This window comes from Bradyrhizobium sp. CB1015 (assembly GCF_025200925.1).
GTDB lineage: Bacteria > Pseudomonadota > Alphaproteobacteria > Rhizobiales > Xanthobacteraceae > Bradyrhizobium.
Genome location: NZ_CP104174.1, coordinates 8,266,669 through 8,293,617, shown reverse-complemented (window position 1 = coordinate 8,293,617; position 26,949 = coordinate 8,266,669). Strand labels below are relative to the sequence as shown.

The 26,949-nt window shown below is 64.7% G+C and carries 21 protein-coding genes; 14 read left to right on the top strand and 7 right to left on the bottom strand.

Translation table 11 applies throughout. The features are described 5' to 3' along the window. Positions 1-39 precede the first annotated feature (39 nt). Positions 40-966: a response regulator gene (locus N2604_RS38840; RefSeq protein WP_409241669.1), complete on the bottom strand. Its 927-nt coding sequence runs from the start codon at positions 964-966 to the stop codon at positions 40-42. Then, complete coding sequence (locus N2604_RS38835; RefSeq protein WP_260373172.1) at positions 950-4,321, bottom strand: ATP-binding protein; 3,372 nt, start codon at positions 4,319-4,321, stop codon at positions 950-952. Before N2604_RS38835 ends, N2604_RS38840 begins: the two co-directional genes overlap by 17 nt. 169 nt (positions 4,322-4,490) lie before the next feature. Here N2604_RS38835 and urtA point away from each other — a divergent pair, with 169 nt between their 5' ends. The 8 genes from urtA to N2604_RS38795 all read left to right on the top strand — a co-directional run bounded on the left by urtA (position 4,491) and on the right by N2604_RS38795 (position 12,311). After that, the gene (urtA, locus tag N2604_RS38830) at positions 4,491-5,750 is read left to right on the top strand and encodes an urea ABC transporter substrate-binding protein (RefSeq protein ID WP_260373171.1); all 1,260 of its coding nucleotides are present in this window, start codon (positions 4,491-4,493) and stop codon (positions 5,748-5,750) included. Positions 5,751-5,880: 130 nt separating this feature from the next. Next, positions 5,881-6,807: an urea ABC transporter permease subunit UrtB gene (gene urtB, locus N2604_RS38825; RefSeq protein ID WP_260373170.1), complete on the top strand. Its 927-nt coding sequence runs from the start codon at positions 5,881-5,883 to the stop codon at positions 6,805-6,807. Positions 6,808-6,824: 17 nt separating this feature from the next. Then, a complete protein-coding gene (gene urtC / locus N2604_RS38820; protein WP_260373169.1) occupies positions 6,825-7,967 on the top strand; it encodes an urea ABC transporter permease subunit UrtC in 1,143 nt (380 codons plus the stop codon). Between the two features lie 64 nt (positions 7,968-8,031). Next, entirely contained in the window at positions 8,032-8,787 is a 756-nt protein-coding gene (gene urtD / locus N2604_RS38815; RefSeq protein ID WP_260373168.1) for an urea ABC transporter ATP-binding protein UrtD, read from the top strand. 10 nt (positions 8,788-8,797) lie between these two features. Then, positions 8,798-9,487 (top strand): urea ABC transporter ATP-binding subunit UrtE, encoded by a 690-nt coding sequence (urtE, locus tag N2604_RS38810; protein WP_260373167.1) that lies wholly within the window; start codon positions 8,798-8,800, stop codon positions 9,485-9,487. A 27-nt stretch (positions 9,488-9,514) separates the two neighbouring features. Continuing rightward, on the top strand, positions 9,515-10,744 hold the full coding sequence (fmdA, locus tag N2604_RS38805; RefSeq protein ID WP_260373166.1) for a formamidase: 1,230 nt from the start codon (positions 9,515-9,517) through the stop codon (positions 10,742-10,744). A 110-nt stretch (positions 10,745-10,854) separates the two neighbouring features. Continuing rightward, positions 10,855-11,232: a zinc ribbon domain-containing protein gene (locus N2604_RS38800; protein WP_260373165.1), complete on the top strand. Its 378-nt coding sequence runs from the start codon at positions 10,855-10,857 to the stop codon at positions 11,230-11,232. 38 nt (positions 11,233-11,270) lie between these two features. Further along, positions 11,271-12,311: an aliphatic amidase gene (locus N2604_RS38795; protein WP_260373164.1), complete on the top strand. Its 1,041-nt coding sequence runs from the start codon at positions 11,271-11,273 to the stop codon at positions 12,309-12,311. 268 nt (positions 12,312-12,579) lie between these two features. Here N2604_RS38795 and N2604_RS38790 read toward each other — a convergent pair whose 3' ends face one another. The 4 genes from N2604_RS38790 to N2604_RS38775 form a co-directional block, all read right to left on the bottom strand. Then, complete coding sequence (locus N2604_RS38790) at positions 12,580-13,398, bottom strand: MlaD family protein (RefSeq protein ID WP_260373163.1); 819 nt, start codon at positions 13,396-13,398, stop codon at positions 12,580-12,582. 145 nt (positions 13,399-13,543) lie between these two features. Next, positions 13,544-15,760, bottom strand: a complete 2,217-nt coding sequence (locus tag N2604_RS38785; RefSeq protein ID WP_260373162.1) for an acetate--CoA ligase family protein — start codon at positions 15,758-15,760, stop codon at positions 13,544-13,546. A gap of 140 nt (positions 15,761-15,900) precedes the next feature. Continuing rightward, positions 15,901-16,470, bottom strand: coding sequence for a class GN sortase (locus N2604_RS38780; RefSeq protein ID WP_260373161.1), 570 nt, complete (start codon positions 16,468-16,470; stop codon positions 15,901-15,903). A 173-nt stretch (positions 16,471-16,643) separates the two neighbouring features. Next, on the bottom strand, positions 16,644-18,908 hold the full coding sequence (locus N2604_RS38775; protein ID WP_260373160.1) for a marine proteobacterial sortase target protein: 2,265 nt from the start codon (positions 18,906-18,908) through the stop codon (positions 16,644-16,646). Between the two features lie 187 nt (positions 18,909-19,095). Here N2604_RS38775 and N2604_RS38770 point away from each other — a divergent pair, with 187 nt between their 5' ends. After that, positions 19,096-19,866, top strand: a complete 771-nt coding sequence (locus tag N2604_RS38770) for a helix-turn-helix transcriptional regulator (RefSeq protein WP_260373159.1) — start codon at positions 19,096-19,098, stop codon at positions 19,864-19,866. A gap of 120 nt (positions 19,867-19,986) precedes the next feature. Here N2604_RS38770 and N2604_RS38765 read toward each other — a convergent pair whose 3' ends face one another. Beyond that, the gene (locus N2604_RS38765; RefSeq protein ID WP_260373158.1) at positions 19,987-21,537 is read right to left on the bottom strand and encodes a long-chain fatty acid--CoA ligase; all 1,551 of its coding nucleotides are present in this window, start codon (positions 21,535-21,537) and stop codon (positions 19,987-19,989) included. A gap of 265 nt (positions 21,538-21,802) precedes the next feature. On the opposite strand from N2604_RS38765, the gene N2604_RS38760 reads away from it, so the two are divergent. From N2604_RS38760 to N2604_RS38740, 5 genes are all read left to right on the top strand, one after another. Beyond that, positions 21,803-22,939, top strand: a complete 1,137-nt coding sequence (locus N2604_RS38760; protein ID WP_260376391.1) for an acyl-CoA dehydrogenase family protein — start codon at positions 21,803-21,805, stop codon at positions 22,937-22,939. Between the two features lie 132 nt (positions 22,940-23,071). Beyond that, positions 23,072-24,235 (top strand): acyl-CoA dehydrogenase family protein, encoded by a 1,164-nt coding sequence (locus N2604_RS38755; protein ID WP_260373157.1) that lies wholly within the window; start codon positions 23,072-23,074, stop codon positions 24,233-24,235. Continuing rightward, positions 24,235-24,891 (top strand): glutathione S-transferase family protein, encoded by a 657-nt coding sequence (locus tag N2604_RS38750; RefSeq protein WP_260373156.1) that lies wholly within the window; start codon positions 24,235-24,237, stop codon positions 24,889-24,891. The genes N2604_RS38755 and N2604_RS38750 overlap by 1 nt, the downstream gene beginning before the upstream one ends. 191 nt (positions 24,892-25,082) lie before the next feature. Beyond that, on the top strand, positions 25,083-25,883 hold the full coding sequence (locus tag N2604_RS38745; RefSeq protein ID WP_260373155.1) for a helix-turn-helix domain-containing protein: 801 nt from the start codon (positions 25,083-25,085) through the stop codon (positions 25,881-25,883). 194 nt (positions 25,884-26,077) lie between these two features. Then, a complete protein-coding gene (locus tag N2604_RS38740) occupies positions 26,078-26,944 on the top strand; it encodes a 3-keto-5-aminohexanoate cleavage protein (protein WP_260373154.1) in 867 nt (288 codons plus the stop codon). The last annotated feature ends 5 nt before the right edge of the window (positions 26,945-26,949 follow it).

Sequence of the window (26,949 nt, the reverse complement as noted above, 5' to 3'; positions counted from 1 at the left end):
CTTTCGAGTGAGCGGCATCTCAACTCGTTTGCAGCACGCTCACGAATTCCGCCTCGTCGCATTCGTCGCGATCGCGGCTGCGGCGGTGCGGTTCTCGACACCGAGCTTGGCGTAGATCTGCTCCAGGTGCTTGTCGACCGTGCGCGGGCTGAGGCCCAGAATTTGCGCGATGTCGCGGTTGGTCTTGCCCTTGCTGAGCCAGGCCAGCACCTCGCCTTCGCGCGTGGTGAGGCCGAGCTCGCTGGTGAATTCGGGCGGCAGCGCGGTGCCGGCTTCCTTGGACAGCCGCAGCAGGAATTCGTTCGGCGCAGTCTCGCCCATGTAGTAGAAGCGGAGCTGCGGGTTGTCGGGCAGCGACGCGGCCTGGGATTTCGAGCCGCTCTTGGCCTTCGCCTGCTCGAGCCATTGCAGCAGCGCCGGCGGCAGCACGAAGTCGTCGGCCTGCGCGCCGTGATGGTCGGACAGTAGCTTCTGCGCCTGCGGCGTCGCCCACAGCACGTGGCCATGGCGATTGACCGCGAACAGGAAGCGGCCGGAGACGTCGAGCGCGGCGCGCGCGCTCTGGGTCAGCCGGGCATTGCCGAGATGGACGCGGATGCGCGCCAGCATCTCCTCGATCACGATCGGCTTGGTCACGTAGTCGACGCCGCCGGCCTCCAATCCACGCACGATGTGCTCGGTCTCGGCGAGGCCCGTCATGAAGATCACTGGCACGTTGGCCAGACCCGCATCGCGCTTGAGCCGGCGGCAGGTCTCGAACCCGTCGATGCCGGGCATCACGGCATCGAGCAGGATGATGTCGGGCGTGATCTGGTCGATGATGCGCATCGCCGCGGCGCCGTCGAGCGCCACCATCACCGTCATGCCGGCGCCGTCGAGCGCGTCGGTGAGCAGCCGCAGCGTCTCCGGCGAATCGTCGACAACGAGCGCGACGTCGCGCTTCTTCGATTCAATGCTCATAAGCATGCAACGTCTTCAATGTGGCCATGTACTGGTCGAGATCGAAGCGGTCGACCAGCGACCGCATCTGCGCGACGAAGTCGGCATGTTCAGGATGCTCGCTGCCGATCTCGTCCAGCTTCAGCTGGATGCCCTTGACGTAGCCGATCTGGCCGAGCCCGATCAGCGCCTCGATGTGCCTCAGCGGCGGCTTCGATCCGGTCTCGGGATGCCAGAACGGCACCGCGACCTCGTCCGAGCCGTATTGCCATTCGATCTTGAGAAGCTGGCGGATCGTCTCCAGCAGCCGCGGGATGTCGATCGGCTTCATCAGGTAGCCGTCGTGGAACGGTTGTGCCAGCGGCGTGCCGTGCGCTTCGAGCGCGCTCGCCGACACCATCAGGATGCGGGCCTGGTGATGGCCGCTCGCGCGCAAGGCTTCCGCCACGGCCCAGCCGTCCATGGCGGGCATCGAGATGTCGAGCAGGAACAGATCGGGCCGGCAATGCTGCGCCAGTGCAAGGCAGCCGGCGCCGTCGGGCGCGCTGAGCAGGATGAAGCCGAGCGGCGTCAGCACCTCGCGCAGGAGGTCGCGATGCACGGGATCATCGTCGGTGACGAGGATGGTCTTGCGCGCGCCGTGATAGCCGGAGACCGGCGCCTCCACCGGCGCGATGCGCTGGGGATTGGTGACCTCCGAAAGCAGGATCTTGACCTTGAACGTCGAGCCGGTGCCGACCGTGCTCGTGACCTTGATGTCCCCGCCCATCACGCCGGCGAGCAGGCGGCTGATGGTGAGCCCGAGGCCGGTACCGGTCTGTGGCTGTGAGGCGCCGAGCGCACCCCGCTCGAACGGCGCGAAGATGCGTTCGAGATCGCCGCCCTGGATGCCCGGGCCGGTGTCGATCACCTCGAACTCGGCGACGGGGCTGCGATAATGCACCACGAATTGCACGCTGCCGGACTGGGTGAACTTGATGGCGTTCGAGAGCAGGTTGATCAGCACCTGACGCAGCCGCTTCTCGTCGGCATAGACCACGCGCGGCAGCGTTGCCGGCCGCCTGAACACGAAGTCGATGCCCTTGGCCGCGGCCTGGAGGCGGAACATGCCGACCAGCTGGTCGAGGAATTCGCTCAAGCGCACCTCGTCGCGCGACAGATACAGCCGCCCCGCCTCGATCTTGGAGATGTCGAGGATGCCGTCGATCAGGCCGGAGAGATGGTCGGCGCTGCGGCGGACGACGCGGACCTGGTCGCGCGGCTTGGCGCCAAGGCTCGTATCCTGCTCGAGCAGCTGCGCATAGCCGCTGATCGCATTGAGCGGCGAGCGCAGCTCGTGGCTCAACCCGACCACATAACGGCTCTTGGCGAGATTGGCGGATTCGGCCACCTCCTTGGCACGCTGGAGCTCGGCGTCCGTGCGCTTGTGCGCATCGATCTCCTGAATCAGCAGCGCGGTCTGACGCCGCGTCTCGGCCTCGGCGGCGCGGCGGCTCTGCTGCGCCAGCACGAACAGCCACGCCACCACGCCGATGATGATGCTGAGCGAGAAGAACACCTTCCACAGCACATCGGACACGAGCTCGTTGTCGCCGTGCACGCTCGCCGACGTCTGCAGATAGATCAGTCCCAGCACCAGCGCGATCAGGCCGGCGGAGACCACGAACACGCCGATATAGTGGCCGACCTGCGAGTTGATGCGGGCGTAGATCGGCTGCGGCATCAGCCTGCCCAGCGTCTCCGACACCTGCGCCTGGAATCTCGCGTGCGGCTTGCAGAGATCGTGGCAGCGCGCATCCAGCGAACAGCACAGCGAGCAGATCGGGCCCGCGTAAGCGGGGCAGGAGGCCATGTCCTCCGGCTCGAACGAGTGCTCGCAGATGCAGCACTGGATCGCCTCGATGTTCTGCCAGCTCCGCTTCGGCTTGCGCGCGATGTAGTACTTGCCGTCGGTGGCCCAGGCGATCAACGGCGCCGTGAGGAAAGCCGCCGCGAGCGCGATGAAGGCCGACAGCGCCTTCGCGGTCGGCCCGAACAGGCCGTAGAAGGCGCTGATGGAGACGATGGTCGCGATCGTCATCGCCCCCACGCCGACCGGATTGACATCGTAGAGATGCGCGCGCTTGAACTCGATCTGCTGCGGCCGCAATCCGAGCGGCTTGTTGATGACGAGGTCGGCGACCAGCGCGCCGACCCAGGCGATCGCGACGTTGGAATAGAGCGCCAGCGTCTGCTCCAGGGCCTTGTAGACGCCGATCTCCATCAGCAGCAGGGCCACGATGACGTTGAACACCAGCCAGACCACGCGCCCGGGATGGCTGTGGGTCAAGCGCGAGAAGAAGTTCGACCAGGCGATCGAGCCGGCATAGGCGTTGGTGACGTTGATCTTGACCTGCGACAGGATCACGAAGGTGCCGGTCAAGGCCAGCGCGAGGTCAGGCTGCGACAGCACATAGCGGAATGCCTCGAGATACATGTGCGCCGGCTCGGCCGCCTCCTCGGGCGGCACGCCATGGCTGAGCGCGAAGAAGGCGAGGAACGAGCCGGCCAGCAGCTTCAGCGCGCCCAGCACGATCCAGCCCGGCCCGGCACTCATCAGCGCCATCCACCAGGAGGCCCGGGAGGCGCGGCGGTCGCGCGGCAGGAAGCGCAGGAAGTCGACCTGCTCGCCGATCTGCGCCACCAGCGAGAACACGACGGAAGCCGCAACGCCGAACAGCAGGAGATCGAAATGCCCGTTGAGGTCGCCGTGCTCGCCGGAGAATTTGTGCCATTCCGCAAAGGAGCGCGGGTTGTGCCAGGCGATCGCGGCGAACGGAATGATGTGAAGGATCACCCACAGCGGCTGCGTCCACAATTGGAAGCGGCTGATCAGCGTGATGCCGTAGGCCACCAGCGGAATGATGACGACGGCGCTGATGAGATAGCCGATCGGCCGCGGAATCCCGAAGCACATCTCGAGGGCGGATGCGAGGATCACGGCCTCGATCGCGAAGAAGATGAAGGTGAAGGACGCGTAGATCAGCGAGGTGACGGTCGAGCCGATGTAGCCGAAGCCGGCCCCCCGCGTCAGCAGGTCGATGTCGATGCCGCATTTGGCGGCGTAATACGCGATCGGCACCCCGCAGCCGAAGATGATGACGGAGACCACGACGATGGCCGCGGTCGCGTTGGTGACGCCATAGTTCAGCGTGATGGTCCCGCCGATCGCCTCCATCGCCAGGAACGAGATCGCGCCCAGTGCCGTGTTGGCGACGCGGGCGGCGGACCAGCGCCGCGCACTCTTGGCGGTGAAGCGCAGGGCGTAATCTTCCAGCGTCTGGTTGGCGACCCATTGATTGTACTGGCGCCTGACGCGGTCTATTCGCTGCCGCCCTGCCACTTAACCCCACTCCCGATACGGACCCGGACCCCTCGCAAATTCCGTACCAGAAGCCTACGTCGGCATTTTGCGGTGCAGTATACGCGATCTTGCGTATGCGTGCGCTGCATAAATTCGAGCCATCCTCACGGGCACCAATCGCGTGTTCTCGAACAAAAGTGGGGTGCTCATGTCAGACGAAGCAAACAAGGGCCTGTTGTCGCCGCTGCGGCGCAAATTGTTGATGGGGATGGCGGCCGTGCCGGCCATCACCATGCTGCCGCGCGGGTCCTTTGCGCAGGCCCCGGCGACCTCGGCGGTCAATACCACGGGTCTGGCCGTCACCGACACCGAGGTCACGGTCGGCATCCTGCACTCGGCGACCGGCACCATGGCGATCTCCGAAACCGGCTCGATCCAGGCCGAAAAGCTCGCGATCGAGCAGATCAACGCCGCCGGCGGCGTGCTCGGCCGCAAGATCAAGTTCATCCAGGAAGACGGTGCCAGCGATTGGCCGACTTTTGCGGAGAAGGCCAAGAAGCTCCTCGTCAACGACAAGGTCGCGGCGATCATGGGCTGCTGGACCTCGGCCTCGCGCAAGGCGGTGCTGCCGGTCGTCGAGCAGTATAACGGCATGCTTTACTACCCGACCTTCTATGAAGGCCTCGAGCAATCCAAGAACGTCATCTACACCGGCCAGGAAGCGACCCAGCAGATTCTCGCCGGCCTGAATTGGATCGCCAAGGAGAAGGGCGCCAAGTCGTTCTTCTTCATCGGCTCCGACTACATCTGGCCGCGCACCTCCAACAAGATCGCGCGCAAGCACGTCGAAAACGTGCTCAAGGGCAAGGTCGTCGGCGAGGAATATTATGCGCTCGGCTCAACGCAGTTCAACTCGGTCATCAACAAGATCAAGCTGACCAAGCCGGACGTCATCTTCACCGACGTCGTCGGCGGCTCCAACGTCGCCTTCTACAAGCAGCTCAAGGCGGCCGGCGTCGATCTTTCCAAGCAGCCGCTGCTCACGATCTCGGTGACCGAGGACGAGATCGACGGCATCGGCGGCGAGAACATCGCGGGCGCCTATGCCTGCATGAAGTACTTCCAGTCGCTCGACAATGCGAACAACAAGGCATTCGTCTCCGCGTTCAAGAAGATGTGGGGCGAGAAGACCGTGATCGGAGACGTCACCCAGGCTGCCTATCTCGGCCCCTGGCTGTGGAAGCTGACGGTCGAGAAGGCCGGCTCCTTCGACGTCGACAAGATCGCGGCGGCTTCGCCGGGCGTCGAGTTCAAGGGCGCGCCGGAAGGCTATGTGCGCATCCACGAGAACCATCACCTCTGGTCGAAGACCCGGGTGGGGCGCGCCAAGCTCGATGGCCAGTTCGAGCTGATCTACGAGACCGCCGATCTCGTCGAGCCGGATCCGTTCCCCAAGGGTTACCAGTAGTCGCGGCGGCGCTCGCCCCTTCTCCCAATCAAGCAGCTCCCTGGCGTGGACCCGCAAGTCCATGCCCAAGACCCCGCGTCGCGACTCTGCATCGCGACGCGGGACCCTATTCCCCCGACGGAGGACATCGATGTTCGGCGACTACTCGCTTGGTGATCTCGGCTCCATCTTCGTCATGCAGGGCTTTGCAGGACTGATCCTGTTCTCGGTCTATGTCCTGATGGCGCTCGGCCTCGCCATCATCTTCGGCCAGATGGGCGTCATCAACATGGCTCATGGCGAATTCATGATCCTCGGGGCCTACGTCACCTGGATGACCTCCAATCTCTTCCAGGCCTATTTGCCGAGCCTGTTCAGCGGCTACTTCTTCCTTGCCATGATATTGGCCTTCCTCGCCTCCGGCGCGCTGGGCATGCTGGTGGAATGGGTGCTGATACGGCACCTCTACAAGCGCCCGCTCGATACGCTGCTCGCGACCTGGGGCCTCAGCCTGATGCTGCAGCAGGCCTATCGCTCCGTGTTCGGCGCACGCGAGGTCGGCGTCGAGCTGCCGCAATGGATGCTCGGCTCGCTCCATGTCACCGACAGCATCGAGGTGCCGATCAACGGCGTCTTCGTGATGTGCCTCACCGTGCTGATCACCATCTCCGTCGCCTACGTTCTCTACATGTCGCGCTGGGGTCGCCAGGTACGCGCCGTCGTGCAGAACCGCATCATGGCCGGTGCGGTCGGCATCAATACCGAGAAGGTCGATCGCTACACCTTCGGCCTCGGCTGCGGCATCGCCGGCGTCGCCGGCAGCGCCTTCACCATGATCGGCTCGACCGGGCCGACGTCGGGCCAGCTCTACATCGTCGACACCTTCCTGGTGGTCGTGTTCGGCGGTGCCGCCAGCCTGCTCGGCACCATCGCCTCTGCGTTCTCGATCTCGCAGACGCAATCGACGCTCGAGTTCTTCATGTCGGGCTCGATGGCCAAGGTGCTCACGCTGCTCGCCGTCGTCGGCATCCTGATGCTGCGGCCGCAGGGTCTGTTCGCCCTCAAGGTCCGCAAATAACGAGAAGCAGGCAAGTCATGATCATCAACTCACGCTTCTTCAATCGATCCGAACTGATGGGATTCATTGCGCTCGCCGCCGTGCTGTTCGTGATCCTGCCGCTGACGCTGGACGTCTTCCGCCTCAACCTGGTCGCGAAATATCTCACCTACGCCTTCGTCGCGATCGGCCTCGTGCTGTGCTGGGGTTACGGCGGCATCCTGAGCCTGGGGCAGGGCGTGTTCTTCGGTCTCGGCGGCTATTGCATGGCGATGTTCCTCAAGCTCGAGGCCTCCAGCGTCGAGAACACCAAGATCCAGTCGACGCCCGGCATCCCCGACTTCATGGACTGGAATCAGATCACGGCGCTGCCGTTCTTCTGGCAGCCGTTTAACAGCCTCACCTTCACCATCCTCGCTATCATCCTGGTCCCCGGCCTGTTCGCCCTGATCATCGGCACCGCGATGTTCAAGCGCCGCGTCGGCGGCACCTATTTCGCGATCATCACCCAGGCCGTCGCCGCCATCCTGACCATCCTGATCGTGGGACAGCAGGGCTATACCGGCGGCATCAACGGCATGACCGACCTGCGCACGCTCAAGGGTTGGGACATCCGCCCCGACCACGCCAAGATCATTCTCTATTTCGTCGAGGTGGTGCTGCTGTTCGCCTGCATCGGCATCGCGCAGTTCATCCGCCTCACCAAGCTCGGCCGCATCCTGGTGGCGATGCGCGAGCAGGAGGACCGCGTCCGCTTCTCCGGCTACAGCGTCGCCAATTTCAAGATCTTCGCCTTCTGCATGGCCGCAATCTTCGCCGCGATCGGCGGCGCCATGTTCGCGCTCAATGTCGGCTTCATGTCGCCGTCCTTCGTCGGCATCGTGCCGTCGATCGAGATGGTGATCTACACCGCGGTCGGCGGACGGATGTCGATCTTCGGCGCGATCTGGGGCGCGATTCTGGTGAATTTCGCCAAGACCAGCCTGTCGGAATCGTTCCCGCAGCTCTGGCTGTTCGGCCTCGGCGCGCTGTTCATCGCCGTCGTGCTTGCTTTCCCCAACGGTTTGTCCGGGCTCTGGGCCGATTACGTGCAGCCGCGCATCGATCGGCTGTTCGCCTCGCGCAAGCCGAAGGCGGGCTGGACCGACAATTCCGTCGCCGACGGCGCACCGGCAGAGTGAGGACGTCATCATGCTCATCGGTCATCACGATGCCGATGCCGCGCTGGCAGTGAGGAGATAGATCATGCTCATCGGTCATCAGCCCAAGGAATTCCTGCTCGCCGTGTCCGGCCTCACCGTCTCGTTCGACGGGTTCAAGGCGGTCAACGATCTCTCCTTCTATGTCGAGGAGAACGAGATCCGCGTCATCATCGGCCCCAACGGCGCCGGCAAGACCACGGTGCTCGACCTGATCTGCGGCAAGACCAAGGCGACCTCCGGCTCGATCCAGTTTCGTGGCAAGGAGCTCACGAAGATGAAGGAGAACGAGATCGTGCAGACCGGCGTCGGGCGCAAGTTCCAGACGCCGTCGGTGTTCGATGATCTTACCGTGTTCGAGAACCTCGAGATCTCGTTTCCGCGCGGCCGCACCGTGTTCGGCTCGCTCGCCTTTCAGCGCGATCAGCTGGTGAAGGACCGGGTCGAGGAGGTCGCGGAGATGATCTTCCTCAAGGACAAGCTCAACACCTATGCCGACGAGCTCAGCCATGGCCAGAAGCAGTGGCTCGAGATCGGCATGCTGCTGATCCAGGACCCCGACCTGTTGATGCTTGACGAGCCCGTCGCCGGCATGAGCGTCTCCGAGCGCGCCAAGACCGCCGAGCTGCTCAACCGCATCATCAAGAACCGCTCGGTGCTGGTGATCGAGCACGACATGAAGTTCGTCGAGGACATCGCGCACAAGGTCACCGTGCTGCACCAGGGCCAGATCCTCTCGGAGGGAACGATGGAGAAGGTCAAGAACGATCCCAAGGTCATCGAAGTGTACCTGGGGCACTAAGGAGCACATCATGCTGGCTATTTCCGATCTCCACGTCGCCTACGGCCAGAGCGAGGTGCTGCACGGGCTCGACGTCAACGTCGCGGCCAACGAGATCGTCGCGATCATGGGCCGCAACGGCATGGGCAAGACCACGCTGATGAAGTCGCTGATGGGCATCCTGCCGGCCAAAAGCGGCTCGGTAAGCATGGACGGCGCCGAGCTCGGCAACCTCAAGAGCTTTGAGCGCGTCGCCAAGGGTCTCGCCTATGTGCCGCAGGGCCGCATGATCTTCTCCACCATGACGGTGAAGGAGAACATCGAGACCGGGCTCGTCGTCTCCGGCGGCTCCGAGGTGCCTGACGACATTTACGAACTGTTTCCGGTGCTGCTGGAGATGAAAGGCCGCCGCGGCGGCAATCTCTCCGGCGGCCAGCAGCAGCAGCTCGCGATCGCGCGGGCGCTCGCCACCAAGCCGAAGGTGCTGCTGCTGGACGAGCCGACCGAAGGCATCCAGCCCTCCATCATCAAGGAGATGGCGCGCACCCTCAAGCGCATCCGCGACGAGAAGGGGCTCTCGATCGTGGTCTCCGAGCAGGTCCTGAGCTTCGCACTCGACATCGCCGACCGCGTGCTGGTGATCGAGAACGGCGAGATCGTGCGCGACGATCCGCGCGATGCCGTCGATGCAGCGCAGGTCTCGAAATATCTGTCCGTTTAACCAACTGAGTAAAAGGGGAGCATCTCGATGCCAGAGACACTGATCAAGGTCGATCTCACCAAGTCGGCCTATGAAAACGACATGGTGCACAACCGCTGGCACCCCGACATCCCGATCGTGGCCTGGGTCAATCCCGGCGACGATTTCATCATCGAGACCTATGATTGGACCGGCGGGTTCATCAAGAACAACGATTCCGCCGACGACGTGCGCGACATCGACCTGTCGATCGTGCACTTCCTCTCCGGCCCGATCGGCGTCAAGGGCGCCGAGCCTGGCGACCTTCTCGTCGTCGACCTGCTCGACGTCGGCCCGCTCAAGGAGAGCCTGTGGGGCTTCAACGGCTTCTTCTCCAAGCAGAACGGCGGCGGCTTCCTCACCGACCATTTCCCGCTGGCGCAGAAGTCGATCTGGGACATCAAGGGTCTCTACACCTCGTCGCGTCACGTGCCCGGCGTCAACTTCGCCGGCCTGATCCATCCCGGCCTGATCGGCTGTCTGCCCGATCCCAAGATGCTGGACACCTGGAACAAGCGCGAGGCCGAGCTGATCTCGACCAACCCGACGCGCGTGCCCGGCCTTGCCAATCCGCCGTTCGCGCCGACCGCCCATGGCGGCCGCGCCAAGGGCGACGTCAAGGCCAAGATCGGTGCCGAGGGTGCGCGCACCGTGCCGCCGCGCGAGCATGGCGGCAATTGCGACATCAAGGATCTCTCGCGCGGCTCGAAGATCTACTTCCCGGTCTATGTCCCGGGCGGCGGTCTCTCCATGGGCGACCTGCATTTCAGCCAGGGCGACGGCGAGATCACCTTCTGCGGCGCGATCGAGATGGCCGGCTGGCTGCACCTGAAAGTCGAGGTGATCAAGGACGGCGTTGCGAAGTACGGCATCAGGAACCCGATCTTCAAGCCGTCGCCGATCACGCCGAACTACAAGGACTATCTGATCTTCGAAGGCATCTCGGTGGACGAGGCCGGCAAGCAGCACTATCTCGACGTCCACATCGCCTATCGCCAGGCCTGTCTCAACGCCATCGAGTATCTGAAGAAGTTCGGCTATTCCGGCGCCCAGGCCTATTCGATCCTCGGCACCGCGCCGTGTCAGGGCCACATCTCCGGCGTGGTCGACGTGCCCAACGCCTGCGCCACGCTTTGGCTGCCGACCGAGATCTTCGATTTCGACGTAATGCCGTCGGCGGCCGGACCCATCAAGCACATCACCGGCGACATCCAGATGCCGATCTCGCCGGACAAATGACGCCGCGCTCCCTCTCCCCGTTCTGACGGGGAGAGGGTTGGGGTGAGGGGCTGTCTCCACACGCACGGTGGCAGCGAGCTGTATGAACAGGCAAGAGCGTAGGTGATGCGATGCCGGTCTACGAATATCTCTGTGACGATTGCGGTGCCTTCAAGGACCTGCGCCCGATGGCGGAATGCGACGATCCGCAAAGCTGCCCGCATTGCGAGACCATGGCACCGCGGGTGATCCTGACCGCGCCGAACTTCTTCTGCATGCCGGCGGAGAAGCGCAAGGCGCACGCCGTCAACGAGCGCAGCACCCACGCGCCGCAGACGCTGGCACAATACAAGGCCTCGCACGGCCCGGGCTGCGGCTGCTGCTCCTCCGGCAAGACCGCGAAGGACAAGGGCACGACGGACAGGACAAAGCCGGCGCGGCTGATGACCAAGACCAGGAGCGGCGCCAAGGGCTTTCCGACCGCACGCCCCTGGATGATCAGCCACTAACCCACGCCTCACACGAATAAGAGACAGGAGCGCTCAACATGCTTCACGGTGATATCTCCAGCAGCAACGACACGGTCGGCGTCGCGGTGGTCAATTACAAGATGCCCCGCCTGCACACCAAGGCCGAGGTGCTCGACAACGCCCGCAAGATCGCCGACATGATCGTCGGCATGAAGCTCGGCCTGCCCGGCATGGATCTCGTGATCTTCCCGGAATATTCCACGCAAGGCATCATGTACGATGCCAAGGAGATGTACGAGACGGCCTCAATGGTGCCGGGCGAGGAGACCGCGATCTTCGCGGAAGCCTGCCGCAAGGCCAAGGTGTGGGGCGTGTTCTCGCTCACCGGCGAACGTCACGAGGAGCATCCGCACAAGGCGCCCTACAACACCCTGATCCTGATGAACGACAAGGGCGAGATCGTGCAGAAGTACCGCAAGATCATGCCGTGGGTGCCGATCGAAGGCTGGTACCCCGGCAATTGCACCTATGTCTCCGAGGGCCCGAAGGGGCTGAAGGTCAGCCTGATCATCTGCGATGACGGCAATTATCCGGAGATCTGGCGCGACTGCGCCATGAAGGGCGCGGAGCTGATCGTACGCTGCCAGGGCTACATGTACCCGGCCAAGGAGCAGCAGGTCATGATCTCCAAGGCCATGGCCTGGGCCAACAACGTCTATGTCGCAGTCGCCAATGCCGCCGGCTTCGACGGCGTCTATTCCTATTTCGGCCATTCCGCGATCATCGGCTTCGACGGCCGCACCCTCGGCGAATGCGGCGAGGAGGATTACGGCATCCAGTACGCCCAGCTGTCGAAGCATCTGATTCGCGATGCGCGCCGCAACGGCCAGTCGCAGAACCATCTCTACAAGCTGGTTCATCGCGGCTACACCGGCATGATCAATTCCGGCGACAGCCCGCGCGGTGTCGCGGCGTGCCCGTATGATTTCTACAAGAACTGGATCAGGGATCCCGAAGGCACGCGCGACATGGTCGAGGCGATGACCCGCGCGACACCGGGCACCGATGAGTGTCCGATCGACGGCATCCCGAACGGGGCGGCGGCCAGCAATTACTGAGCCGTTGCCGATCTTCGCGTTACCCTCCCCTGGAGGGCAGGGCTATCGCATATGACTTGTGGCGGCGGCCTGCGCGCACGCCTCGTCCTTCGAGACGGCGCTTACGCGCCTCCTCAGGATGAGGCTAATCAGCGTCAGTGCTCGTTGAAACTGCTGCCGCGCACGCCGTCCTCATCCTGAGGAGCCCGCCCAAAGCGGGCGTCTCGAAGGATGGCCGCAGGGAAAATTCTCAAATGCGATAGCCCTACCCTCCAGGGGAGGGTAAGCGCTACCGCTTCTGCTCGGGCCTGCGCGGCGGTCGCGGCGGCACGGGTGTTCCCGCCATCTTGTTGGCGGCCTCGCTGACGTCGAGCAGCGAGCGGCGAATGTCGTCGAGATAGGCCGCCGACTTCTTCTTCATGGTGCCGGCAAGCTCGTGCAGTCCCTGGATCTTCTCGAACAGCTCGTCGGCCTTGCCGTCGACGAAGCCCGGCACCGCGCCTTCGATCTTCGCGACCGCCTTGTCGAAGCCCGCAAAGGCGCTGTCGACCTTGGCCATGACCGAATCGATCTCCACGCCCTTGCTCCTGAGGTCGGCGGTGGTGGTCTCGAACGTGTGCAGGCCCTCCTTGATCGCGGGGGCGTTGTTCACGATGGTGCGGTCGACGCTGTGGAGGGTTTCGACGATGGTTTCGGCGTCGCTGAGATCGGCTATCAGCACCGGGATGCCATCCGCGTCCAGCGGCACCGGCGGTGCAGAGGGGACGCCGCCGATCAATGAGATCGCGGCAACGCCGGTGAGGCCCTGGAACTCGATGCCTGCCACGGTGTCCTTGCGGATCGGCGCGGAATTGTCGAGCATGACGAGCGCCACGATCCTGCGCGGACTCTCCAGCTTGATCGACAGGATCTGGCCGGCGGGCACGCCGTCGAAATTGACCGGCCCACCGCGGCGCAGGCCACTCGCGGAGCCGCCTTCGAACACCACGCGCAACTGGCTGCGGCTCTGGATCGTGCGCCATTTCTGCACGCCGAGCAGGCCGCCGAACGCCACGGCGATCGCCGCCAGCGTTGCCGTTCCGATCACAAGATTGCTCGCGCGTGCCATGAGGCTGAGTTTAGGGCCAAAGCGGGATGGTTGGAAGAAGGCCGCGATGCTACGCAGGGCGGGTTAGCGAAGCGTAACCCGCCGCTTTCGCCTCAGCAGTCGTGTAGATAGGCGGATTACGCTGGCGATAATCCGCCCTACGGCCTCAATGTCCCGCCACCCGCCTGGCCGCAGCGTTGTTCAACACGATCAGGGCATCGACGGCCACGCCCGTCCTGGTGTTGATCAGGAACGGGTTGATGTCGATCGAGGCGATGCGATCGCCCGCATCCGCAATCAGGTTGGACAGCCCGACCAGCGCCTTCACCGCCGAGGCCTCGTGCAAGACCGGCCTGCCGCGATAGCCGCGCAGCTTGATGCCGGCCTTGGTGCGGCCGATCAGGAGCCGTGCTTCGCTCTCGTCCAGCGGCGCGCCGGCGAGCGCGACGTCCTTCATCAGCTCGATGTCGATGCCGCCGGTGCCGAACAGCACGACGGGCCCCATCTCCGCATCGAGCGAGGCGCCGACCACCAGCTCGAGCTCGGCCTTGACCTGCTGTGCGATCAGGATGCCGTCGAGCTTCGGCTTGCCCTTGAGCTTTGCCACCCGCGCGGTGATGTCGGTGAACGCCTTCTTCACCTCGGCTGCGCTGTTGAGGTTCAGCACCACGCCGCCGATGTCGGACTTGTGCAGGATCTCCGCGCTGACGAGTTTTGCCACGACCGGAAAACCGATCTGCTTGGCAATCTTCACCGCGTCCGCCGGGGTCTGTGCGATCGCCTCCTTCGAGATCGGGATGCCGTAGGCCTTGAGCAGCTTCTTCGAGGCGACCTCGTCGAGCGCGGCGCCGGTCGCCGATGTCAACGTCCTCTCCAGCACGGCGCGCGCGGCGGGCTTCGAGTTCGAGACGATATCGGGCACCTCCTTGCGCAGCCTGGCGTAGGCGAGCAGCGACTTGATCGCGGTCACCGCGCGGTCCATGCCCTGCATGACCGCGAGATGCGGCAGCGATTTCCGCAAGCCCTTGGTGAATTCGGTGAAGCCGATCGACATCGCGCTGATATAGATCACCGGCTTGCCCGCCTTGCTCGCCATCTCGTTGACGATGCGCAAGTTGCGCTCGCGCAGCTCGTGCGGCGCCTTCGGCAGCTCGGCATCGACGATGACGATGTCGATATCGGGATCGTCGATCATCAGCCTGATCGACTTCATGTAGACGGACGGGTCGACCACCGCGGCAAAGCCGGCGTCGAGCGGATTGCCGACGATCGACCCGGGGCCGAGCATCTTCGCCAGCTCCGAGCTGACATGCGGGCTCAGCGGTGCGAAATTCAGGCCTGCGGCATAGAACGCGTCGATCAGCATGCCGCGCTTGCCGCCGGAGAGCGTCACCGCGGCGAGCCGGTCGCCTTTGGGCATGGCTGCGTGAACGAAGCATTCGGTGGTCTCGATCAGCTCGTCGAGGCCGTCGACCCGGATCACCCCTTCGCGCGTCGCGATCGCGTCGAACGTCTCGATCGAGCCGGCGAGCGCGCCGGTATGCGCCATCGCCGCGGCGCGGCCACCCTCTGACGCCCCCAGCTTGAGCGCAATCACGGGCTTGCTCGCGGCGCGCGCCGCCTTGCAGGCATCGCGGAAAGCCTTGGTGTTGCGCACGCCTTCGAGGTAGACGACGATCACCTTGATGCTCGGATCCTCGGCGAAATAGCGCATCAGGTCCGGCGTCTCGAGCCCGGCCTCGTTGCCTGTCGTCACCATGTAGCCGACGCCGACACCCCGGTCTTCCAGCGTCTGACGGATCGCCATGACGATGGCGCCGGATTGGCCGGCGATCGCCACCGCACCTTGTTCCATGGTGACGATGCGATCGTCGATATTGGTGAAGAGCTTTTCTCCGGCGCTTAAGTTGCCGAGGCAGTTCGGGCCGGTGACGGCAAGCCCCGTCTCGCGCACGGCGGCCTGCAAGTCGGCGGCAAGCTTCTGGCTCTCCTCATCCTGCAGCTCGCTGAAGCCCGAGGTGACGATGGTGGCCGAACGCGCGCCGGCCGCAGCGGCGTCGCGGATCACCTGCACGGCGAAGCGCGCAGGCACCAGCACCAGAACATGATCGGGCTTTTCGGGAAGGCTTGCAAAATCCTTGTAGCAGGGAACACCCCAGATGGCGTCGCGCTTGGCGTTGACCGGATAGAGGCCGCCCTCGTAGCCGTACTTGATCAGATTGTTCCAGATGCGTTCGGCATAATTGCCGGGCTTGTCGGTCGCGCCCACCAGCACGATGTTGTGCGGGTGCAGCATGGCATGGATGCCCTTGACGATGTCGCTGGCATCTGGCGGTGGAGACCATGGAGGGGACGCGGACGCAGCAGACACATGGGCTTCCATGGTGTGACCTCACCTGTTGTTCTTCTTGGTGTCGCGTTGCTCTGTTCTATGGCGAGTCCTTCGGAGTGGCAACCATGTGGGTGTCATGCCGTGAGGCGGAATGAGATCCGCATCGGCGTCTCGCCGCTCCCGCGGGCGATCTATCTATCAGCTTCAATCAATGTTGCGTGCAGGACGTAGCGCTCGGGGCCGGATGTGACGGCATCGAACGGCCAGCAGGTCGCGAGAACAAGCTCGAAACCCTGTGCCATGGGATCGATGCCCGACGCATCGAAGCGAACCACGGCCGACGAATCTGCGCGATAGCGAAAATGTCGACCGTCGCTGCGTGTGACATCGATGACGTCACCCATGGCAACGTTCCGCAGGAAGCGGAAATGAGTGTCACGATGGGCGGCATAGACGGCAATCCCGCGTTCGCCCGGATCGGCCGTGGGCTGGATATGGCCCGGTCCGAAAGCGAGCGCCTGCCCGCTCGCGCCTTCCAGCACGATGGCGCTGGCGCCGATCCGCTTGACCTCGATCCGCGCGACCGGCCAGGTGTCGGCCCACGACCATGGCTTGACCGCCTGTCCCGTCGCAACGCTTCGGTCGAAGGCCCGCTCCAGCAGCACCTGCGCCAGCCACGCCTTGGCGTGGATATAGGCGCCGTCGCCGAACAGGATGAGGCCGATCAGTGCGAGGACCAGCGGAGAGATGAAATGGGGCATTTTATCCACGATCGTCATTGCGAGCGCAGCGAAGCAATCCAGAGACTCTCCGCGGAGGCAGCCTGGATTGCTTCGCTGCGCTCGCAATGACCATAAGAAAAAAGGCGCGCGCGGCCGTTTGGAGGGGACGGGCAGCCGCGCGCGCTAACAGAGGAGTTCGGGGGGCTCCTCTCTCAAACGGCGTCAGTGAGCAAGCTCTGACGTCGGTTGAACACGAACAGGATCAGGGCAAGCACGATCAGGATGAAACCCGCGATCATCTTCAGCTCGGCCGAGGTTGCGGTCTTAGGCAGACGGATCGCATCGGGCGCAGCAGGCGTCGGCCGTCGCGCCGCCGGCTGATTGCGCGCATCGGCGTGACGTTCGCGCAGCTGTGTCGGCGTCAGGTGCGGCCGCTCGCCGAACACTTTCTCGAAGTCCCAGCCCGCGGGCAGGTTGATCGGTAATTCGCTGAGCTTCAGCGGCGCGCCTTCGGGACGGCTTGGCGTCTTGTCGACCGCGACGAGGCTGGTCAGCCGCGTGACGATCTGATGGTCGAGCGCCAACGCCAGGATCGCCTTGTCGGAGTCTTCGGGTGTCATCTCGCGCAGGGTGCGCGCCACTTCCGCGTCGGCGATCTTGCGCCTGGCCCAGAGTTTCGACAGGCCCTTGCCTTCGGCGGCATTTTGCAGCGGCAGCGTCACCGACCAAGGACGGTCGCCGACGCGGCCCTTGATCTCGAGCGAGCCTGCGAGCTTGTCGAGCCTGGACGCGAGCACCAGAGGCTCGTCGCGATAGACGTCGGGAATGATCGCCGGGGTGACGTCGGCCTTGGCCTCGGAAAACTTTGCGGTGAGGCCGGTCACGGCCGGATTCTCCAGCTTGGCGAACAGGCCGCGCATGCGCTCCTCCACCTGCTCGACGGAGCCGATATGGGTGAAGGCGCCGCGGCCGAGCTCGGCGGCGCGGGTCATCAGATAGGTGTTGGGCGCGGATCCGATGCCGACCATGAAGACGCGCGAGCGGCCGCGCATCGTCGTGATCGCATCGAACAATTGCTGCTCGTTGCCGATCGCGCCGTCGGTCAGGAACACGACCTGGCGGACCATGCCGATGTCTCCGAGCTTGTCAGTCAGTGCCGCGCGCATCGCCGGCACCATCTCGGTGCCGCCGCGCGCCTGCAAATCGCCGACGAACGAGGTGGCCTCGCCGACATGGGCGGCATCGGCCGGCACGGAGACCGGGAACAGCATGTCCATGGTGTCGTCGAAGCGGATCACGTTGAAGCGGTCATTCGGCTGCAGGCGGCCGAGGGCGTAGAGCAGGCTCGCCTTGGCCTGCACGATGGAGGTGCCGCCCATCGAGCCGGAATTGTCGATCACGAACACGACCTCGCGCGGCAGCGGCTTCTGCGTCGCCTGCTCGGCGGCCGGCGGGGTGACGAAGGCGAGCAAATAATCGGCATCGCCGACATGCTCGCGAAACAGGCCGACCGACGGCGCTTTCTCCACAGCCGGCTTCCAGGTCAGCTCGAAGTCACGGTCGGCGGGGACAGTGCCGTCGGCGAGCGTCACCACGCGGCTCGTGTTGTCCGGGCTTTCCGTCTTGACGTTGTGATGGTGGCTCTTGACCTCGCCGAGCGCGAAGCCGGCCTGCAGGCGGACCGTGATGCTGGTCGGATTGACCGGCACATTTTTGGCGGGATCCAGCACAGGGGGCGAGATGCGGTCACGATCCGGCACCGGATCCGATGTCGTCGCGCCCCAGCCCGAGCCATCCTTGCGGAAGTCCACGCTCTGGATGATCGGCGCGGGATTGTAGCGCGGCCCGACCACGAGCGGCAGGCGCAACGAATATTCGTTGCCGACTTGATGCACCGGCTCCTGGTACTCGATCTGAACCAGCACGGTTTCGCCGGGACCGATATTGGCGACCGAGTTGGTGAAGATGTTCGGCCGTTCCTGCTCGGTGAGCGCGGCCTTCTGGCCGGCGCGGCGCGCCTCCTCGTAGATCACGCGCGCCTGCTGCCGCTCCTTGATGTCGCCGATGATGACGCGGTCGCCGACCACCATCTTCAGCGTATCGACGGCGCCGCCGGCCGCGAGCGGATAGACGTAGGTCGCCTCGACCCAATCCTTGCTAGGGTTGCGGAATGCTTGCGTGACGCGGGCGCGCAAGGTCGGGCCCGACACCGTGATGTCGACATCGGTCCCAAGGCGGATCGCCTCTAGGGTGGCGCCGTCCTGCCTCAGCAGCAGGCTGCCCGAGCGTGCTTCGCCGGGCTGGAGCAGGCTGGCCTGCTCGGTCGTTGCCGACCAGCTCGCCCCAAAACTCACCAGCAGGGCCAGGAAGGCGACAAGCATCACGGCGATGCCTTGCGCGAGAAGGAACAGTCCGACCTTGATGAGGCGGCTCAACAGCGGGTGTTCGTCGCTGCCGGCCGTGTCGTAGGCGTCCATCTGGCTTGCTCCCGAAGCAGGTTTGCTGGCCCTCAGCATCCGCCGGCGGGGCGGCAATTCGCGAGCAGAATGATCGGCAATGTTCCGCCGCGGCCGGCCCAGGCTCGCTTCGGCCGGGGCGGTCATGTGCGGTTTTGTGCTGGTTTGTCCGCCCTGCTAGAGTGACCAGCCTGGAGCGGGGCTGACGATGCAGACGCAGGACAAACTCACCGACAAGCAGCTTTCCGACGAGCAGAGCCGTGAGATCGCCGAGACCATTCGCGAGGAGCTTGCGAGGCGCCGGATCTCCCGGCAGGCGCTGGCCGAGCAGGCCAAGCTCAGCCTGTCGACGCTGGAGAAGGTGCTCGGCGGCCGGCGGCCGTTCACGCTGGCGACGACGGTCCGGCTGGAGCAGGCACTGGGCGTCTCCTTGCGCAAGAGTGCCGTTGTGACGACGCCCCCGGCCGCAAACGACGTCGCGCCCGACAGCCTCGGCTCCTATGCGCACCGCGCCGTGACCTGGCTCGAGGACGTCTACATCACCTTGCGGCCGTCGTTCGGCGACAAGGACGCGATCTTCGCCTATCGCACCGAGATCGCGTGGGAGCCGAAGGTCTCGTCGCTCGTCTTTCGCGAGGGTGATCGGACCGATGCCGCCTACGAACATACCGGCGAGGTCGCCGTCCCTCATCAGTCCGGCTTCATCTACCTCGTCATCATCAAGCACGGCCAGCACCGCGTGATCACGGTGTCGCGGCCGACGGTATCAGGCGAGATGTACGGCATCATCTCGACGCTGCGCGCAGGGCCCGGGTCACAGCTCACGCCGATCGCCGCGCCGATCGCCTATGTGCCGCTCCGGAACGTTGCGAAGCCGTCTCTGGGCCGGGTCGCGTCCGGCGATGCCAACTATGAGCTGTACCGAAAGCACCTGCGCCGCACGGTGGAAGAGCCGTTCGCGCTCTTCCTGCCGGCATAGCCGCTTCGATCTCGTTCAGCACGCCTTCCGACGCGTTGAGGCTTGCGGACATCGCCGAGCGTCGCTCGAGACGTCGATCACCACATGCGTTCAAGAAAGCGCCCGCGAGTGACGCTTCGATCAGGCATTGGCGACCTTCTTATCGATTTCGGAAGCCGCCGAGAACTCCTTGCGCAAGGTCGGCTTGTGGATCTTGCCGGTGGCGTTGCGCGGCAACGCATCGACGAAACGGATCTGACGCGGGCATTTGAAGCGTGCCAGATTGGCCGCGCAATGGGCGAACACCTCGGTTTCCGTCAGCTTGTGTCCCGGCTTGATCGCGACGATGGCAAGGCCGACCTCGCCCCATTGCGCATCGGGAATGCCGATCACGGCAGCTTCCGCGATGGCGTTGAGCTGGTGCAGGACGTTCTCGACCTCGGCCGGATAGACATTCTCGCCGCCCGAGATGTACATGTCCTTCCAGCGATCGACGATGTAGTAGAAGCCTTCCTCGTCGACGCGGGTGGCGTCGCCCGTGTGCAGCCAGCCGTCGGTGAAGGACGTCTTGTTCGCCTCCGGCCTGTTCCAGTAGCCCGGCGTGATGTTGGGGCCCTTGACCCAGAGCTCGCCGAGCTCGCCGACATCGGCGTCGCTGCCGTCGGGGCGCACGATGCGCACCTCGGTGTGCAGCACCGGCTTGCCGGCCGAGCCGGCCTTGCGCGCCGCATCCTCGCGGTCGAGCACCAGCACGGCCGGCGAAGTCTCGGTCATGCCGTAGCCCTGCTGCAGCGCGACGCCGCGCGCCTCCCAGACCTTGAGCAGCGGCACCGGCATCGGCGCGCCGCCGACCCCGCCGACGATCAGCCGGCTGAGATCGGTGGTCGCGAAGGCGGGGTGCTGCGCCATGAACTGATAGATCGCCGGCACGCCGAAGAACACGTTGATGCCCTGCGCGGGATCGTTGATCAGGCCGAGCGCGGTGCCGGGATCGAAGGCGCGCATGATCATCACGGTGCCGCCGGCATGCAGCACCGGATTGGTGTAGCAGTTGAGTCCGCCGGTGTGAAACAGCGGCAGCACGGTGAGCAGCACCGAACCCGGCCCGATGCAGGCGGGGCCGCCGAGATTGACGCAATTCCAGAAGGTCATGCCATGGGTGATGGTCGCACCCTTGGGATGCCCGGTCGTGCCCGACGTGTACATGATGGTCGAGACGTCATCGAGCGTCACCTCCTCGGCGCGCTCGAACGGCTTTGCGGCGGCGATGCCGGCTTCATAGCTGCCGCCCGGGCCGAGCAGCAGGCTGGTCGCAACGTTGCAGAGCTTCGCCACGCTGAGCGCCGTCTCGGCCAGATCAGTATCGTGGATCATCACCTTCGGCGCGCAGTCGGCGGTGATGAACTGGAGCTCGGGAACGGTGAGGCGGGTGTTGAGCGGCACGAAGATGGCGCCCAGCCGGCCGCAGGCGAACTGCACCTCCAGCGTATCGGTCGTGTTCAGCGCCAGCACCGCGACGCGGTCGCCGCGCGCGACGTTGAGCGTGTGGCGCAGCAACGAGGCGAGGCGTGAGACGCGGGCATCGAGCTGCGAATAGGTGAAGCGGCGCTCGCTCGCGAGGTCGACGGCCGCGACCTTGTCAGGCGCGCGGCGGGCATGATGGGCGATCCAGTCGTAATAGCGAACGGCCAAAGACGTCTCCCCTCGGCGGCCTCTTGCCGCCCGCTTTCTTGCTGCTTGCGCACCATGCCCGGCGTGGCCCTGGGGCCAGCCGGAGTCTGTGCAGCAACGTTTTTTGCGCCAGAGTTGGCCCGCGAGTGGTGAAAATCGTCTTGCGTTGAGTTGCTAGCTTGCTGCCTTGCTCGAACGTCCGCTCCGATCAGCCACTCCGCGCAAGTGAGCGGCCAAGGTTCCAGCCATGGTGGCCGAGACCAATCCGTTCGAGGCAAGTCCCGCGATGAAGAGCCCGTTCTATACCGCCGAGCACGACGCGTTCCGCGATGTGATGCGGCGCTTCGTCGAGAAGGAGATCACGCCCTTCGCCCATGAGTGGGACGAAGCCGGCGAATTCCCGCGCGAGCTCTATCGCAAGGCGACCGAAATCGGCCTGCTGGGACTCGGATTTCCGGAAGGATATGGCGGCATCGCCGCCGACCAGTTCATGAAGATCGTGGCCAGCCAGGAGCTTGCGCGCGCCGGCGCGGGCGGCGTCAGCGCCAGCCTGATGAGCCACACCATCGGCTCGCCGCCGATCGCGCGGGCCGCGCGTCCCGAGGTGAAGGCGCGCGTGCTGCCGCAGGTGCTGGCCGGCGAGAAGATCTCCGCGCTCGCCATTACCGAGCCGGGCGGCGGCTCCGACGTTGCGAACCTGCGCACCCGCGCGCGGCGCGACGGCGATCACTACGTCGTGAGCGGTGAGAAGACCTTCATCACGTCGGGGATGCGTGCCGATTATCTGACCGTTGCGGTGCGGACCGGCGGCGAGGGCGCCGGCGGCGTCAGCCTGCTGCTGATCGAGGGCGACACACCCGGCCTGTCGCGCACCAAGCTGAAGAAGATGGGCTGGTGGGCCTCCGATACCGCAACGCTGCATTTCGACGAATGCCGCGTGCCCGCCGAGAACCTGATCGGCGAGGAGGGCCACGGCTTCAAGATCATCATGCAGAACTTCAACAGCGAGCGCATGGGCATGGCGGCGAGCTGCACCGCCTTCGCGCGGGTCTGCCTCGACGAGGCGATTGCCTATGCGAAGGAACGCAAGACCTTCGGCAAGCCGCTCGCCCAGCATCAGGTCATCCGCCACAAGATCGTCGATATGGCGCAGAAGGTCGCGGCCTCGCAAGCGATGCTGGAGATGCTGGCCTGGCGGCTCGACCAGGGCGAGAGCCCGGTCGCCGAAATCTGCATGATGAAGAACCAGGCGACGCAGACCATGGCGTTCTGCGCCTCCGAGGCCGTGCAGATCTTCGGCGGCGCCGGCTTCATGCGCGGCATCAAGGCCGAGCGCATCTACCGCGAGGTCAAGGTCAACGCCATCGGCGGCGGCACCGAGGAGATCATGAAGGACCTGGCATCGCGGCAGATGGGGTTGTGACGACCGTCGTCCCGGGGCGCGCGCAGCGCGAACCCGGGACCCAGAGATGAGTCCTAACATATCGAGATTCTCCGATGCGCAATTGCGCATCGGAGTTCGCGCTTTGCGCGCCCCGGAATGACAGGAAACAAAATGCTATTCACCGCCGACCACGACGACATCCGCCGCTTCTTACAAAAATTCATCGCGGGCGAGATCAATCCTCATGTCGATGAGTGGGAGAAGGCCGACATCTTCCCGGCCCACGAGCTGTTCAAGAAGATGGGCAGCCTCGGCTTTCTCGGCCTGAACAAGCCGACCGAGTTCGGCGGCTCGGGCCTCGACTATTCCTACGCGCTGATGATGGCGGAGGAGCTCGGGGCCATCACCTGCGGCGGCGTGCCGATGGCGATCGGGGTGCAGACCGACATGGCAACGCCGGCGCTGGCGCGCTTCGGCTCCGACGAGGTGCGCCGCGAATTCCTTAGCCCCTCGATCTCCGGTGATTACGTCGCCTGCATCGGCGTCTCCGAGCCCGGCGCAGGCTCGGACGTCGCCTCGATCAAGACCCAGGCGCGCTCCGACGGCGACGATTACGTCATCAACGGCGGCAAGATGTGGATCACCAACGGCACCCAGGCCGACTGGATCTGCCTGCTCGCCAACACCGGCGACGGTCCGGTTCACCGCAACAAGTCGCTGATCTGCGTGCCCATGAAGAGCAAGGGCGTCACCGTCGCCCGCAAGCTCGACAAGATGGGCATGCGCTCCTCCGACACGGCGCAGATCTTCTTCGACAATGTCCGCGTGCCCAAGCGCAACCGGATCGGCGAGGAGGGCCAGGGTTTTACCTACCAGATGATCCAGTTCCAGGAGGAGCGCTTGTGGGGCGCGGCCGCCTGCCTGAAGGCGCACGAATACATCATCGAGCAGACCATCGCGTACACCCGCAACCGCAAAGCCTTCGGCAAGTCGATCCTCGACAACCAGGTCGTGCACTTCAAGCTCGCGGAGATGCAGACCGAGGTCGAGCTCCTGCGCGCGCTGATCTATCGTGCGGGTGAGCAGCTGGTCGCCGGCGAGGACGTGACCAGGCTTGCGACCATGGCCAAGCTGAAGGCCGGCCGGTTGGGGCGCGAGCTCACCGACGCCTGCTTGCAATATTGGGGCGGAATGGGCTTTACCAACGAGACGCCGGTCAGCCGCGCCTATCGCGACAGCCGCCTGACCTCGATCGGCGGCGGCGCCGACGAGGTCATGCTGATGGTCCTGTGCAAGATGATGGGGACGCTGCCGGGCAGCAAAGGAAACTCCTGATGATCACGCTCTATCACTGCGACGCCGCGCGCTCGTTCCGTCCGCTCTGGATGCTGGAGGAGATGGGGCTGCCCTATGAACTGAAGATGCTGCCGTTCCCGCCGCGCGTCTTCGCCAAGGACTATCTCGCGCTCAATCCGCTCGGCACCATCCCCTTCATGATCGACGGCGAGACCAGGATGACGGAATCCTCCGGCATCTGCCATTACCTCGGCATCAAATACGGCCCGACGCCGTTGATGGTCGGCCTGGAAGATCCCGCCTATGGCACGTTCCTGAACTGGATGTATTTCAGCGACGCCACGTTAACCTTCCCGCAAACACTGGTGCTGAGATACACCCAGCTCGAGCCGGAGGAGCGCCGCAACCCGCAGGTCGCCACCGATTACGCGAAATGGTTCCTGGGGCGCCTGCGCGCCGTCGAGGCAGCGACGGCGAATGCCGAAACATTGTGCGCGGGCCGCTTCACCGCCGCCGACATCGTCATCGGTTACGCGCTTCGGCTCGCGAGCAATATCGGGCTTGCCAGGGATTTCGGGCCAAACGTCGCAGCCTATTGGGCCCGCCTGCAGCAGCGCGACGGCTACAAGCGCGCCGTTGCTGCGGAGCAAAAGGCCGGGGAAGAGCAGAACGTCGCGCCGAGGGTGAGGGCGTAAGTTCTAGGCCGCCATTCCGGGCGATGCACAGCATCGACCCGGAATCTCGAAGTTCCGGGTTCGCGCTTCCCGCGCCCCGGAACGACCGCGCATGTTTTCATGACAGCGCTATCTCACCGTGACAGCGCCCAAATTTCCGCTAAGGTGACCTCCGTCCGCAGCGGCCTGAGAGCCGCGCGAGGAGGAACCCAATGGAATATGACGGTCGCGAATCCGACCATCTGATGCTGATCACGCCGGAGCGCGTGTTCTATGCGGGCCTGCTTGGCCGGCCCCGCAAGCGGACCCCCGGTTGCTGCCATGTCTATGTCGCGGTGAAGGGCAATTTGCACCTCACCATCGACGACGTTCTCACCACCGGCGAGCTGTTCGTCACGCTGCCGAACCAGCGGCATTCCATCGCCAGCGACTACCGCACCGTGATCAGCGTGACGCTGGAGCCGGAAAGCATGCCGGATGGCGTGATCGAGGCCTTGGCCGCGCGCCTGACCGGACCTGACAGGGCCGCCTATGCCCGCAAGATCCTCGCCGCCTACGCGTTGCTGCGTCAGCGCCGTTATGGCGACATCACGACAGCAGAGTTCGACGAGATGTGCTTCGGCGAGGCGCTGCCGCGCCGCGTGCTCGATCCGCGCGTGATGCGTGCGGTGGCCCGCATCGAGCGCTTCTCCGGCGAGCCGGTGACGGCGGATACCTGCGCCGCGGAAGCGGGCCTCTCCGCCTCGCGCTTCCTGCATCTGTTCAAGGAGGAGACCGGCATCTCGTTCCGCTCCTTCCGGGCCTGGAAGCGCGCGCGGCATCTGCTGCACTTCGCCAATCAGGACCTCAACCTCGCCCATCTCGCGCAGGACATCGGCTATCCCGATTCCACCCACTTCAGCCACTCGATCCGCCGCTTCTACGGCCTCAAGCCGCGCGCGATCTTCGTCGGCTCGCGGGATCTTGCGATCTATCGCAGCACCGAGACGGTGCGGATGGCGGAGGCGAGCTAGCTCCGCTCTTGTAGGCTGGGTAGAGCGAAGCGAAACCCATCACGCATCCTCCTCGCTGAAGCATGATGGGTTTCGCTGCGCTCTACCCATCCTGCGAATTCGTCGTTTTCCCCAGCTTCTCCGCGCAAGAAGCCGCATGTCGCGCGTCACATGATCGCAAGTGTTGAATTCTCAACGTGCGAGACATTGAACGCATGAGCGACAAGGCCGTCATCACCTGCGCGCTGAACGGCGTGCTCACCGACCCCAAGCAGCACAACGTGCCCGTGACGCCCGAGCAGATGGCGCGCGAGGCCAAGGCAGCGTTCGAGGCCGGCGCCTCCGTCATGCACATCCATCTGCGCCAGCAGGCGCCGGGCAAGGGGCATCTGCCGTCCTGGGAGGTCGCGGTCAGCAAAGAGATCCAGCAGGCGATCCGCGAAGCCTGCCCGGGCGTGATCATCAACCACACCTCGGGCGTGTCGGGGCCGAATTATTCAGGCGCGCTCGACTGCATCCGCGAGACCAGGCCCGAGATCGCCGCCTGCAACGCCGGCTCGCTGAATTACCTGAAGGTGAAGGCCGACAACACCTGGGCCTGGCCGCCGATGATGTTCGACAACGCCGTCGAGAAGGTGAAGGACTATCTCGACGTCATGAACGCGGTCGGCACCATCCCCGAGTTCGAATGCTTCGACGTCGGCATCGTCCGCTGCGTCGGCATGTACACCCAGGTCGGCATGTACAAGGGCCCGCTCGAGTACAATTTCGTCATGGGCGTCGCCTCCGGCATGCCGGCCGACCCTGAATTGCTGCCGATCCTGATCAAGCTGAAGCGTCCCGAAGCGCATTGGCAGGTCACCGCCATCGGCCGCGAGGAGATCTGGCCGCTGCACCAGCGCTGCGCCGAGCTCGGCGGCCACTTGCGCACCGGCCTCGAGGACACCTTCTATCTCGCCGACGGCAAGAAGGTGACGTCGAACGGCCAGCTGATCGAAGCGGTCGCCGCCTGCGCAAGGCGCGCCGGCCGCGAGATCGCGAGCCCCGCCGAGGCGCGGAAGATCTTTGGGACGAATCGCTGAACGTC

Bases quoted from the DNA above. Each gene is read 5' to 3' on its own strand.
- N2604_RS38840 (WP_409241669.1), bottom strand. From the start codon at position 966: ATGCTTATGAGCATTGAATCGAAGAAGCGCGACGTCGCGCTCGTTGTC.
- urtA (WP_260373171.1), top strand. From the start codon at position 4,491: ATGTCAGACGAAGCAAACAAGGGCCTGTTGTCGCCGCTGCGGCGCAAA.
- urtB (WP_260373170.1), top strand. From the start codon at position 5,881: ATGTTCGGCGACTACTCGCTTGGTGATCTCGGCTCCATCTTCGTCATG.
- urtC (WP_260373169.1), top strand. From the start codon at position 6,825: ATGATCATCAACTCACGCTTCTTCAATCGATCCGAACTGATGGGATTC.
- urtD (WP_260373168.1), top strand. From the start codon at position 8,032: ATGCTCATCGGTCATCAGCCCAAGGAATTCCTGCTCGCCGTGTCCGGC.
- urtE (WP_260373167.1), top strand. From the start codon at position 8,798: ATGCTGGCTATTTCCGATCTCCACGTCGCCTACGGCCAGAGCGAGGTG.
- fmdA (WP_260373166.1), top strand. From the start codon at position 9,515: ATGCCAGAGACACTGATCAAGGTCGATCTCACCAAGTCGGCCTATGAA.
- N2604_RS38800 (WP_260373165.1), top strand. From the start codon at position 10,855: ATGCCGGTCTACGAATATCTCTGTGACGATTGCGGTGCCTTCAAGGAC.
- N2604_RS38795 (WP_260373164.1), top strand. From the start codon at position 11,271: ATGCTTCACGGTGATATCTCCAGCAGCAACGACACGGTCGGCGTCGCG.
- N2604_RS38790 (WP_260373163.1), bottom strand. From the start codon at position 13,398: ATGGCACGCGCGAGCAATCTTGTGATCGGAACGGCAACGCTGGCGGCG.
- N2604_RS38785 (WP_260373162.1), bottom strand. From the start codon at position 15,760: ATGGAAGCCCATGTGTCTGCTGCGTCCGCGTCCCCTCCATGGTCTCCA.
- N2604_RS38780 (WP_260373161.1), bottom strand. From the start codon at position 16,470: ATGCCCCATTTCATCTCTCCGCTGGTCCTCGCACTGATCGGCCTCATC.
- N2604_RS38775 (WP_260373160.1), bottom strand. From the start codon at position 18,908: ATGGACGCCTACGACACGGCCGGCAGCGACGAACACCCGCTGTTGAGC.
- N2604_RS38770 (WP_260373159.1), top strand. From the start codon at position 19,096: ATGCAGACGCAGGACAAACTCACCGACAAGCAGCTTTCCGACGAGCAG.
- N2604_RS38760 (WP_260376391.1), top strand. From the start codon at position 21,803: ATGAAGAGCCCGTTCTATACCGCCGAGCACGACGCGTTCCGCGATGTG.
- N2604_RS38755 (WP_260373157.1), top strand. From the start codon at position 23,072: ATGCTATTCACCGCCGACCACGACGACATCCGCCGCTTCTTACAAAAA.
- N2604_RS38750 (WP_260373156.1), top strand. From the start codon at position 24,235: ATGATCACGCTCTATCACTGCGACGCCGCGCGCTCGTTCCGTCCGCTC.
- N2604_RS38745 (WP_260373155.1), top strand. From the start codon at position 25,083: ATGGAATATGACGGTCGCGAATCCGACCATCTGATGCTGATCACGCCG.
- N2604_RS38740 (WP_260373154.1), top strand. From the start codon at position 26,078: ATGAGCGACAAGGCCGTCATCACCTGCGCGCTGAACGGCGTGCTCACC.